Consider the following 11,608-nt stretch of genomic DNA (forward strand, 5'->3'; position numbering starts at 1 on the left):
GAACGACCAGCTGCGGTTGCAGCGTCCCGATCAGCAGTTGCAGGCGCTGGACCGCTTCGCCGGCGACGCGGTGGCCGGGCTGCTGCGCAAATATCAGCTGGCTCGCCGCACCTGGCTGCAGGCGCGCACCGAACTGCTGGAACGCACCGCGCGCAGCCGTGAACTCGCACTCGAGGCCGATCGGTTGCAGCATTCGCTGAACGAAATCGACACGGTCGCACCGGAACCCGGTGAGGACGAGCGCATCGTCGCCGAGGTGCTGCGGCTCGGCGATCTCGATTCATTGCGGGAGGCGGCCGGCGCCGCCCACGCGGCTCTGGCGGGCTCCGGCGACGGTGAGGGGGCCGGTGCGCTGGACGCGCTCGGTGGTGCGCGGGCCCGGCTGGAATCCAGTGACGATCCGGCGCTGACGGCGTTGGCACCGCGGCTGGGGGAGGCGATCGCGGTGGTGGTCGATGTGACCACCGAATTGAGTTCGTATCTGTCGGATCTGCCGTCGGATCCGGCGGCGCTGGACAGCCTGCTCACCCGTCAGGCGGAACTGAAATCGCTGACCCGCAAATACGCGCCCGATATCGACGCGGTGATCGCCTGGGCCGACGAGGCACGCACCCGCCTGGCCTCGCTCGATGTGTCGGAGGAGGCGCTGGCGGCGCTGGCCGCCGAAGTCGAGAACGCGGCCGTTCAGGTCCGGGAGACGGCGAAGAAGCTGACCGCGGCCCGGCGCAAGGCGGCCCGCAAACTCGCGACCGCGGTGAGCGCCGAATTGAGTGGCCTGGCGATGGGCCGCGCCAAACTCGAGGTGGAGGTGCGGCCGCTGGCGGCATCGGCACAGGACAGCGCACCCATCACCGTCGAGGGGGCGGAACTGCACGCGGGCGCGTCCGGTGTGGACGAAGTGGAATTCCGGCTGTCGGCCCACTCGGGCGCGCAGTCGCTACCGTTGAGCCGCAGTGCATCCGGTGGTGAGCTCTCGCGCGTGATGCTGGCGCTGGAAGTGGTGCTCGCGGCCTCCGAATACGGCTCGACCATGGTGTTCGACGAGGTCGACGCCGGTGTCGGCGGTCGCGCCGCAGTGGAGATCGGGCGCCGGCTGGCGCGGCTGGCCCGCACCCATCAGGTCATCGTGGTGACCCATCTGCCGCAGGTGGCCGCCTTCGCCGACACTCACCTCGTGGTGGACAAGGTCGACGACGGCAAGGGCGTCAACAGTGGGGTGCGGGCGCTGACCACCGACGAGCGGGTCGTCGAACTGGCCCGCATGCTGGCCGGCCTCGACGACACCGAGACCGGCCGCGCCCATGCCGAGGAGCTGTTGGCCACCGCGCGGGCGGAGAAGGCCGACACCACCTCGGCGGCGGGCTGACCGCGCGGCTTCTACTGGGCGACGGCCTTCTTGGCGGCCTTGAGGAACGGCGCGATCAGGCCGCGCAGAAACAGTTCCGTCGCCTTGTCCGGCACGGGCAGCTTGGGCTCGGATTCCATCCGGTACGAGACCAGGGTGCCGCCCGGGGCGTCGGCGAAGGTGATGGTGCCGACGTGGCGCTTCACCGGCGCACCGGCGATGATCCGGTATTCCATGCGCTCACCGGGAACCAGTTCGGTGGTTTCCTCGGTCACGCCGATGCCACCGACGCCGACCAGGTACCGCGCGCCGACGCCGGAGGCCTCGGGGGCACCGGGCTGACGCAGCGTAATGCGCACGGGCAGATAGCCGTTGAGACTGTCGCGTTCGGCGAACAGCTTGTAGACGACGTCGCGCGGTGCGGGAATGACCGTGTCGACGGTGGTGCTGGCCATGGCGTTCTCCTTCGGATGCAGTGAGCCGAAGCATATCGGTACCAGCGGTACCGCTCGGCACGCCAGTCGACGGCGGGCAGGCGCGAGTTTGCTGGCCTCATGCCAGGGGATGTGATACGACGTCGGCGCGCCTCCACCACAGGTTGAGAGTCGGCGGCCATCATCGGATGCCATGAAGATGCTGGCACTGTTGTCCCGCAACACCGAAACGCTTCCCGGCGTCACCGGGATGGCCCGGGTGGACCGCAATACCCGGCGTCTGCTCAAGCGGGCCGGCTCGGGCGATGTGGTGGTCCTCGACGAGATGGACATCGATCGCCTCACCGCTGACCGGCTCGTCGAGGCCGGCGTGGCGGCGGTGATCAATGCCTCGCCCTCGATTTCCGGCCGCTATCCGAACCTCGGCCCGGAAGTGCTGGCCGCCAACGGAATCGTGTTGCTGGATGCTGTCTCCGGCGACGTCTTCGGCAAGATCAAGGACGGCAGCAAGGTCCGCATCGACGCCGGTGTGGTGTATGCCGACAAGTTGACCAAGAAGGAACCGGAGGTTCTGGTCGAGGCCATCGAACTCACCGACCAGGTCATCACCGAGCGGATGATCGCGGCGCGCAACGGGCTGGCCGATCATCTGGAAGCCTTCGCCGGCAACACGACCGAATACATCCGGACCGAAAGCGCGATGCTGATCGACGGTCTCGGGGTTCCGGCCCTGGATCTGTCGATGCGCGGCCGCCACGTCGTGGTAGTCGCCGACGGGGTGGACAGTCGCGACGATCTCAAGGCGATCAAGCCGTTCGTCAAGGAATACGCGCCGATCCTGGTGGGCGTCGGCCGCGGCGCCGACATCCTGACCAAGGCCGGTTACCGTCCCGATCTGATCGTCGGCGACCCGGAGGAGATCACCGCGAGCGCGCTGAAATGCGGTGCCGAGCTGATCCTTCCGGCCGATACCGACGGACATGCCAAGGGGCTGGAGCGAATTCAGGACCTGGGCATCGGCGCCACCACCTTCCCGTCCTCGGGATCGGCGGCGGATCTGGCGCTGCTGCTGGCCGACCATCACGGCGCCGCGCTAATCATCACCTGCGGGGCACCGGCCTCGCTCGACGACTTCTTCGATCGCAGCCGCCGCGAATCGGCGCCCGCGATGTTCCTGACCCGGCTCAAGGCCGGTCCGAAACTGATGGACGCCAAGGCAGTGGCCACCCTCTATCGGCAGGGCAACTCCGGGTGGGCGACCGCACTGGTGGTGCTGGCGGCGCTGATCGCGCTCATCGTCGGACTGCTGGTGTCCTCGCATCTGGGCAACGATGTGCTGGATTGGCTGGATTCGGCGTGGCGGCAGTCGCAGGACTGGCTCCATCGACTATCGGACCGTCGGGGGTAGAGAAAGCAGTGGGTTCCATGCGTCGGCTCGTCGTCTCCCTGACCGCGATCTTTCTGGCATTGGCGGTGGGTGCGGCGCTCGGCGCCGTCGTCCGCCACGGCGGTTCGGGTGGTGGTGACGATCTGGCCCGGCGCAACGACGCGCTCGCCGCGGCCAACGGACGACTCGAACGGCAGGTCGGTGCGGCCGACGACTTCATCGCCCGGTCGGCCGGGCGCATTCTGAACGGAACCCTCGCCGATCACACCGTGCTCGTCTTCACCACCCCGGATGCCGACGGCGGTGATGTCGACGCGGTGACGGCGGCGCTGACCACCGCCGGGGCGACCATCACCGGGCGGGTCGCGCTCACCGACGCCTTCGTCGACGCGTCGCAGGGGGACCGGTTACGGACCGCGGTGACGAATATGATCCCGGCCGGGGCCCAGTTGCAGACCGAGGCGGTGGATCAGGGCAGCCTTGCCGGTGACCTGCTCGGCCTGGCATTTCTCACCGACCCGGCCAACGGCGCCGACCGTGCCACCGCACAGGAGCGCGGACTGATCGCCGATACCTTGCGCAACGGCGGTTTCCTCGGCGCCGGCGACTTCGCGCCCGCGCAGCTGGCGGTGGTGGTGACCGGGGCGGGCGCGCGGGCCGACCACAATGGGCAGGGCTCGATCACCGCGCATTTCGCCGGGGCGCTGCGCGCACGCGGGGCGGGCCTGGTGCTGGCCGGGCGGGCCGGATCCTCGGACGGGTCGGGACCGATCGCCGAGGCGCGCCGCGACAACCGCCTCGACGCGACCGTGTCCACGGTCGACAACGTGGACCGCGAGACGGGCCGGGTCACAACGGCTCTCGGCCTCGCCGAGCAACTGGGCGGCAAAACCGGTCACTACGGCACCGGGCCGGAGGCGACGTCGCTGTCGGTCACCGCTTCGCCCGGCTGAGCACGACCACCTTCCTCGAACCCGATCGCATGATCCGTCACGTCGGAGCGAGTGCCGGGCGATCGGTGCCGACGGGGCGCCGCGTCATGGGGTTGCTGCGGTGAATGAGACGCAAGTGACAAACCGGCACGACGACCTCCGATGTTCCCCGCGTGGCATTCGTTTCGCAACCGTTTTTCGTGTTAGCGTGGAGTTCCGTGAGTCAATCGCGGATTCCGGCGCGTTCCCCCCATCAGACGGCCACCAAACACATCTTCGTGAGTGGCGGTGTCGCCTCCTCCCTCGGTAAGGGACTGACCGCCTCCAGCCTCGGCCAGCTGCTGACCGCCCGCGGATTGCGGGTCACCATGCAGAAGCTGGACCCGTATCTGAATGTCGACCCCGGCACCATGAACCCCTTCCAGCACGGCGAGGTGTTCGTGACCGAGGACGGCGCCGAAACCGACCTCGACGTCGGCCACTACGAGCGGTTCCTCGACCGAGATCTGTCGGGGTATGCGAACGTCACCACCGGGCAGGTCTACTCGACGGTGATCGCCAAGGAGCGCCGCGGTGAGTACCTCGGCGACACCGTGCAGGTCATCCCGCACATCACCGACGAGATCAAGAACCGCATCCTCGCGATGAGCGGCCCGGATCTGCAGGGGCAGACCCCGGACGTGGTGATCACCGAGATCGGCGGCACCGTCGGCGATATCGAATCCCAGCCGTTCCTCGAGGCCGCCCGCCAGATCCGGCACGAGGTCGGCCGGGACAACTGCTTCTTCCTGCACGTGACGCTGGTGCCGTATCTGGCGCCCTCCGGCGAGCTGAAGACCAAACCCACGCAGCATTCGGTGGCGGCGCTGCGCAATATCGGTATCCAGCCCGACGCGCTGATCCTGCGCTGCGACCGGGAGGTGCCGCAGGGGCTCAAGAACAAGATCGCGCTGATGTGCGACGTCGACGTCGACGCCTGCATCTCCACGCCCGACGCGCCGTCGATCTACGACATCCCGAAGGTGCTGCACCGCGAGGGCCTCGACGCCTATGTGGTGCGCAAACTGGGACTGCCGTTCCGCGATGTCGACTGGACCGTCTGGGGTGATCTGCTCGACCGCGTGCACAACCCGCGCGAGGAGGTGACCGTCGCGCTGGTCGGCAAGTACGTCGACCTGCCGGACGCGTATCTCTCGGTGACCGAGGCGCTGCGGGCCGGTGGTTTCGCGGCCAAGGCCAAGGTGAACATCCGCTGGGTGCAGTCCGACGAATGCGAGACCCCGGAGGGCGCCCAGCATCACCTCGGTGATGTCGACGCGGTGCTGATCCCCGGCGGCTTCGGCATTCGCGGTATCGAGGGCAAGGTCGGCGCGATCCGGTTCGCGCGCACCCGCTCCATTCCGCTGCTGGGCCTGTGCCTGGGCCTGCAGTGCGTGGTGATCGAGGCCGCCCGCTCGGTGGGCCTCGAGGATGCCAACTCCGCCGAATTCGAGCCGGAGACAACACATCCGGTGATCTCCACGATGGCCGACCAGGCCCAGGCGGTCGCCGGTGAGGCCGATCTCGGCGGCACCATGCGGCTGGGCGCCTACCCGGCCGTGCTGGAGAAGGGATCGGTCGTGGCGCAGGCCTACGGCACCACCGAGGTGTCGGAGCGGCATCGGCACCGGTACGAGGTCAACAACGCCTACCGCGACAAGATCGGCCAGAGCGGACTGCGGTTCTCCGGCACCTCGCCGGACGGACATCTGGTCGAGTTCGTGGAGCTGCCGGCGAACGTGCACCCGTATTTCGTGGCCACCCAGGCGCATCCCGAGCTCAAGAGCCGGCCGACCCGGCCGCACCCGCTGTTCGCCGGACTGGTCGACGCGGCGCTGAAATACAAGGGCGCCGAACGACTCCCGGTGGAGATCTACGGCGAGGAGGCCGACGAGGCCGAGCGGGTCGCGCAGTGAGCGAACCCGGAAGCCACGACTTCCGCACCGTCGGCACCGAAACCGTGTATTCCGGGGCGATCGTCGCGCTGCGCCGGGATCAGGTCGAGATGCCCGGCGGGCGGGTCGCCGAACGCGAGGTGGTCGAGCATCACGGCGCGGTCGCGATCGTGGCCCTCGACGACGACGGCGCCGTGGTGCTGATCAACCAGTACCGGCACCCGGTCGGGCGGCGGCTGCTGGAGTTGCCCGCCGGTCTGCTCGATCAGGCCGGTGAGGATCCGCTGGCGGCCGCGCAACGCGAACTCGCCGAGGAGACCGGTCTGGCGGCACGGGAATGGTTCACGCTGGTGGATGTGGTGCTGTCGCCGGGGTTCACCGACGAGGCGCTGCGCATCTATCTCGCGACCGGGCTGTCGGACACCGATCGGCCGGACCCGGAGCACGAAGAGGCCGATTTGGCCATCGTGCGGATGCCGCTGGACGACGCGGTGAGCGCCGCGCTGTCGGGCCGGATCGAGAACGCGACCGCGGTGGCCGGCGTGCTGGCCGCCTCGGCCGCGCGGGCGAACGGCACGACGCTGCGGCCCGCCGACGTGCCGTGGCCGGGTATGCCGACGCAGTTGCTCGAGCGGAAGGCCGCCGAACGCGCACAGGCCTGAGCGGAACCGGCCGGGTGCCTCACCGCGCCGGCCGGCACCTCGGGCGCACGAACTGTGTTTCGTGCGAACGAATGTCGTCGGCTGCTGTCATGATGACACCGTGAATGTCGCTGTCCCCGCCGCTGCGGCGGTCGTTGCGCTGCTACCGGCCGGGTGAATCCATGGTGGAGCGGCAGATCCAGGCCTACCTCGACCATCTGACGGTCGAGCGCGGCGCGGCGAGCAATACGCTCAGTGCCTACCGCCGTGATCTGCAGCGATACCGGGAGTTTCTGCGACAGCGGGATATCGGCGATCTGGACCGGGTGACCGAGAACCAGATCGCCGATTTCGTCGTCTCGCTGCGGGCGGGTGGCGAGGGCTATCCGGCGCTGGCCGCCAGTTCGGCCGCCCGCGCTCTGGTCGCGGTGCGTGGCCTGCACCGGTTCGCGGCCGCCGAGGGATTGACCACCGGAGATGTCGCGCACGGGGTGAAGCCGCCGACACCGGCGCGGCGATTGCCGAAAGCGCTTCCGTACGAAGATATTTCCCGGCTGCTCGAAGCCGCGGGCGGCGGAGACGACGCGGGTTCCGGAGGCGGGCCGCGCGGGCTGCGGGATCGCGCCATGCTGGAGTTGCTGTACTCCACCGGCGCCCGGATCTCGGAGGTGGTCGAACTCGACGTCGACGATATCGACACCACCGGTCGCGCGGTCGTCCTGCACGGCAAGGGCGGTAAACAGCGCATGGTCCCGATCGGGCGGCCGGCGCTGGCGGCGGTCGACGCCTATCTGGTCCGCGGCCGGCCCGCGCTCGGCGCGCGCGGCAAAGGGACTCCCGCCCTGTTCCTCAACGCTCGCGGTGGCCGGCTCTCGCGGCAGAGTGCCTGGCAGGTTCTGCAGGACGCGGCCGATCGGGCCGGGATCGGTGCCGCGGTCTCGCCGCATACGCTGCGGCACTCGTTCGCCACCCATCTGCTCGACGGAGGCGCCGACGTGCGGGTCGTGCAGGAGTTGCTGGGGCACGCGTCGGTGACGACCACGCAGATCTACACCCTCGTCACGGTCACTACGCTGCACGAGGTGTGGGCCACCGCGCATCCGCGGGCGCGGTAACGCGCCGGCCGCGGCGGCGCGATATCGGGTGCGGATTGCCGCAAAGGGTTTCCCAACACCCCCTCGAGGCGACAGAATGCGGTTGGTGCCGTGAGGACACGGTGTTGTGGCACGGGCAATGACACAAGTGCGCAACGATCGGGGGCGTTCCCCAAGCGTGTCCGATCGGGGGTCTTGCGCTCGGAGGCGGTAGCGTCTATTGCGGCGGTCCGGTACATCGGCGTCCGGTGTGGCGGCCTCCCGCTGTTCCGCAGCGCGCGGCGGGGCAACGAGCAGGAAAACTGAAGGAGCAGCGGACATGACGACAGCCGGCCCGGCCGAGCCGCCGAACAGCGCTGCGGCAGAACCGCTTTCGAATATCCGAACCGGCCTCCGAATCGAACAGGCGGCCCGCAGACTCTGGGAGGCGAACGACATCGTGGCGGACGGTACCGAACTCGGCCCGACCGGACGCCCGCTGCGCGACATTCCCGAACCACCCCCGTCGTCGCGCAACGGTGACGCCCTGATCGTCGCCATGTGCAATCAGAAGGGCGGCGTAGGCAAGACCACCTCCACCATCAATCTCGGTGCGGCGCTGGCCGAATACGGCCGCCGGGTGCTGCTGGTCGACCTCGACCCGCAGGGCGCGCTGTCGGCCGGGCTGGGCGTGGCCCACCACGACCTGGACCAGACCGTGCACAATCTGCTCGTCGGCGGCCGGGCGAGCGTCGACGACGTGCTGCTCAACACCAAGGTCGACGGGATGGATCTGCTGCCGAGCAACATCGATCTCTCGGCGGCCGAAATTCAGCTGGTCAACGAGGTCGGCCGGGAACAGACCCTCGGCCGCGCGCTGGCCCCGCTGCGCGATCGCTACGACTACATCCTCATCGACTGCCAGCCGTCGCTGGGTCTGCTCACCGTCAACGCGCTGGCCTGCGCCGACGGCGTGATCATCCCGATGGAATGCGAATACTTCTCGCTGCGCGGGCTGGCGCTGCTCACCGACACCGTCGAGAAGGTGCGGGACCGGCTCAACCCGCGGCTGGCGCTGTCGGGCATCGTTGTCACCATGTTCGATGCGCGTTTGCTGCACTCCCGGCAGGTGATGGCCCGGGTGGTGGAGGTGTTCGGCGATCTGGTGTACGACACCGTGATCAACCGGACCGTCCGTTTCCCCGATGCCAGTGTCGCCGGTGAGCCGATTACCACCTGGGCGCCGAAATCCGGTGGCGCGGAAGCGTATCGGGCGATGGCACGGGAAGTCATCCACCGGTCGGGCCGGTGAGCGAGGCCGGACCACCGGCTGCCGAGGTCGTACCGGAAAACAAGCCCGACGGGTTCCACCTGCGGCTGAGCAATTTTCAGGGTCCGTTCGACCTGTTGTTGCAGCTGATCAGCCAGCGGCGGCTCGATGTGACCGAGGTGGCGCTGCACAAGGTCACCGACGAGTTCATCGCCTACACCAAAGAGCTCACCGCGAGCCTGGAGCGCGATCCGACGCTGCGGGCGGATCGGATTCTCGATCAGACCACCGAATTCCTGGTGGTCGCCGCGACCCTGCTCGATCTGAAGGCCGCCCGGTTGCTGCCGTCCGGTGAGGTGACCGACGCCGACGACCTGGAACTGCTGGAAGCGCGCGATCTGCTGTTCGCGCGGCTGCTGCAGTACCGGGCGTTCAAACAGGTCGCCGAACTGCTCGGTGAACTCGAGGCCGCCGCGTTGCGCCGGTACCCGCGGGCGGTGTCGCTGGAGGAACGTTTCCTGGACCTGCTGCCGGAGGTGAGCCTCGGCGTCGACGCGGCGGGTTTCGCCGATATCGCCGCGGCCGCCTTCCGGCCCCGGCCGCGGCCGACGGTCGGGCTGGACCACCTGCACGCTCATTCCATCTCCGTCGCCGAACAGGCCGCGCTGGTTCTGGAGATGCTGAAGAAGCGCGGGGCGGGGGAGTGGTCGACCTTCCACGACCTGTGCGCGGACTGCGAGATGCCGATCCAGATCGTCGCGCGCTTCCTCGCGCTGCTCGAGCTCTACCGCGGCAAGACGATCGAATTCGACCAACCCGACCCGCTCGGCCCGCTGGCGGTGCGCTGGATCGGCGACGAGGCCGAGGGCGCGCCCGCCGAGCCCGTGACAATCGATGAGGACTACGGATGACGTCGCACGGTGAGCAGCGCAATGATCACACGGAGGCCGAAGGCCGCGAGACCGTCGTGGGGGCCGCGGGTGCGCCGGAGGAGGTCCGAGCCGAGGCCGCCGTCACCGAGGCAGACGACGCCGTGACCGATACCGGCGTCGCGCCTGCCGGGGCCGATTCCGAGGAGGTCGCGCCGGCAGGAGACGATGCGGTGGTGGTCGCATCTGCCGATGACGATGCTGCTCAGGACGCGGCTGTCGGACCCGGCGCCGGCGAGCGGGTGGCCGCCGGCGTCGATGGTGCGCCGGAGATCGTCGTCCGCTCCGGTGCTGCGCAGAACGGCGTCGCCGGGGCTGTGCGGACTCGACCGCCCGGTGGTGACGCTGAGCCTCCCGGCACGGCGCGAACTGCGTCGGCGGATGATGCGGACGACGAGGAGGTTGCCCGTCCGCTCGACGATCAGGAACTGCGGTCGGCGCTCGAGGCGATGCTGCTGGTGGTGGATGCGCCGGCGCCGGTGGAACTGCTCGCGGCGGCGGTCGACGACGCACCCGCGCGGGTCCAGCGGGTGTTGCGGGAGATGTCGGCGGAATGGACTGCGCGGGGCAGCGGAATCGACCTGCGGTATGTGGGCGACGGGTGGCGTCTGTACACCCGGACCGAGTACGCGCCCTACGTCGAACGTATGCTGTTGGACGGGGCGCGGTCCAAGCTCACCAGGGCCGCTTTGGAAACGTTGGCGGTTATCGCCTATCGTCAACCGGTTACGCGAGCACGAGTGAGTGCCGTGCGCGGGGTGAACGTCGACGGCGTGATCCGCACCCTGGTGGCGCGGGGACTGATCGCCGAGGCGGGCGCCGACGTCGACACCAACGGCACCCTCTACGTCACCACCGAACTGTTCCTGGAACGGATCGGGCTCGCGTCGCTGGCGGAACTCCCGTCGCTGGCGCCCCTGCTACCGGGCGTCGACCTGATCGACGAGATCAACGAGAGCCTGGATACCGACCCCCGGTACACCAAGCTGAGGAAACCCGCCGAATCGGATATCGATCTCGGCACCGAGGATTGACCGGATCCGCAGCGGATCCTGTCGACTGATCAGAGGACCACGTGAATACACCCGCTCGCCGAGATGGCACACCGGACCGCAGGAAAAGACAGAGCGACCCGCCCCGCGGCGGCGGACGCACGGCACGAGGGGCGGCCGGCCGCTCCGACGAGGGACGCGGCGGATCGCGCGGCGACCGGTACGGGCGCCGGGAGGACAGCTACCGCGGCGGCGACACACGCGGAGCACGCTCCGGCCGAGGGGACGACCGTTACGGCCGTGGGGGCGACAGCTTCAGCCGGGGTGGTGACCGCCCAGGCCGAGGAGACGATCGTTACGGCCGTGGCGGCGACAGTTACGGGCGTGGTGGTGACCGCTCCGGCCGGGGAGAGGATCGTTACGGCCGTGGGGGCGACAGTTACGGGCGTGGTGGCGATCGCTCCGGTCGTGGGGACGATCGTTACGGCCGTGGGGGCGACAGTTACGGGCGTGGTGGTGACCGCTCGGGCCGAGGAGAGGACCGTTACGGCCGCGGGGGTGACCGCTCCGGTCGAGGCGACGATCGCTACAACCGCGGCGGCGAGAGCTCCGGCCGCGGCGGCGACAGCGCCGGACGTGGTTCACGGCCCGAAGGTGGCTACGGCCGAGGC

Annotated in this window: 11 protein-coding genes; 10 read left to right on the forward strand and 1 reads right to left on the reverse strand. The window is 69.2% G+C overall.

Annotated features, from left to right (window positions below):
- Positions 1-1,366, forward strand: a 1,366-nt coding sequence (recN, locus tag RJ03_RS10590) for a DNA repair protein RecN (RefSeq protein WP_036500792.1), incomplete at its 5' end; no start/stop codon positions are given.
- Between the two features lie 11 nt (positions 1,367-1,377).
- On the opposite strand, the gene RJ03_RS10595 is transcribed toward recN, so the two are convergent.
- Positions 1,378-1,800 carry an SRPBCC family protein gene (locus RJ03_RS10595; RefSeq protein WP_036500794.1) on the reverse strand — a complete coding sequence of 141 codons (423 nt, stop codon included), beginning with the start codon at positions 1,798-1,800 and terminating at the stop codon, positions 1,378-1,380.
- A 172-nt stretch (positions 1,801-1,972) separates the two neighbouring features.
- On the opposite strand from RJ03_RS10595, the gene steA reads away from it, so the two are divergent.
- The 9 genes from steA to RJ03_RS38065 form a co-directional block, all read left to right on the forward strand.
- The gene (steA, locus tag RJ03_RS10600) at positions 1,973-3,187 is read left to right on the forward strand and encodes a putative cytokinetic ring protein SteA (RefSeq protein ID WP_036500795.1); all 1,215 of its coding nucleotides are present in this window, start codon (positions 1,973-1,975) and stop codon (positions 3,185-3,187) included.
- 17 nt (positions 3,188-3,204) lie between these two features.
- Entirely contained in the window at positions 3,205-4,119 is a 915-nt protein-coding gene (locus RJ03_RS10605; RefSeq protein ID WP_371507565.1) for a copper transporter, read from the forward strand.
- A 197-nt stretch (positions 4,120-4,316) separates the two neighbouring features.
- Entirely contained in the window at positions 4,317-6,053 is a 1,737-nt protein-coding gene (gene pyrG / locus RJ03_RS10610; protein WP_036500796.1) for a CTP synthase, read from the forward strand.
- Entirely contained in the window at positions 6,050-6,694 is a 645-nt protein-coding gene (locus tag RJ03_RS10615) for an NUDIX domain-containing protein (RefSeq protein ID WP_036500798.1), read from the forward strand. The genes pyrG and RJ03_RS10615 overlap by 4 nt, the downstream gene beginning before the upstream one ends.
- Before the next feature lie 161 nt (positions 6,695-6,855).
- Complete coding sequence (gene xerD / locus RJ03_RS10620) at positions 6,856-7,788, forward strand: site-specific tyrosine recombinase XerD (RefSeq protein ID WP_036500805.1); 933 nt, start codon at positions 6,856-6,858, stop codon at positions 7,786-7,788.
- 298 nt (positions 7,789-8,086) lie between these two features.
- Positions 8,087-9,058 carry a ParA family protein gene (locus RJ03_RS10625; protein ID WP_083870734.1) on the forward strand — a complete coding sequence of 324 codons (972 nt, stop codon included), beginning with the start codon at positions 8,087-8,089 and terminating at the stop codon, positions 9,056-9,058.
- A complete protein-coding gene (locus RJ03_RS10630; RefSeq protein ID WP_051024542.1) occupies positions 9,055-9,927 on the forward strand; it encodes a segregation and condensation protein A in 873 nt (290 codons plus the stop codon). The genes RJ03_RS10625 and RJ03_RS10630 overlap by 4 nt, the downstream gene beginning before the upstream one ends.
- A gap of 335 nt (positions 9,928-10,262) precedes the next feature.
- Positions 10,263-10,979, forward strand: a complete 717-nt coding sequence (gene scpB / locus RJ03_RS10635) for an SMC-Scp complex subunit ScpB (RefSeq protein ID WP_036500811.1) — start codon at positions 10,263-10,265, stop codon at positions 10,977-10,979.
- Between the two features lie 282 nt (positions 10,980-11,261).
- A partial coding sequence (locus tag RJ03_RS38065; protein WP_036500800.1) for a hypothetical protein occupies positions 11,262-11,608 on the forward strand: 347 nt, incomplete at its 3' end.

It is taken from the genome of Nocardia aobensis NBRC 100429 (assembly GCF_000308375.1).
Lineage (GTDB): Bacteria > Actinomycetota > Actinomycetes > Mycobacteriales > Mycobacteriaceae > Nocardia > Nocardia aobensis.

Bases quoted from the DNA above. Each gene is read 5' to 3' on its own strand.
- RJ03_RS10625 (WP_083870734.1), top strand. From the start codon at position 8,087: ATGACGACAGCCGGCCCGGCCGAGCCGCCGAACAGCGCTGCGGCAGAA.
- RJ03_RS10605 (WP_371507565.1), top strand. From the start codon at position 3,205: ATGCGTCGGCTCGTCGTCTCCCTGACCGCGATCTTTCTGGCATTGGCG.
- xerD (WP_036500805.1), top strand. From the start codon at position 6,856: ATGGTGGAGCGGCAGATCCAGGCCTACCTCGACCATCTGACGGTCGAG.
- steA (WP_036500795.1), top strand. From the start codon at position 1,973: ATGAAGATGCTGGCACTGTTGTCCCGCAACACCGAAACGCTTCCCGGC.
- RJ03_RS10595 (WP_036500794.1), bottom strand. From the start codon at position 1,800: ATGGCCAGCACCACCGTCGACACGGTCATTCCCGCACCGCGCGACGTC.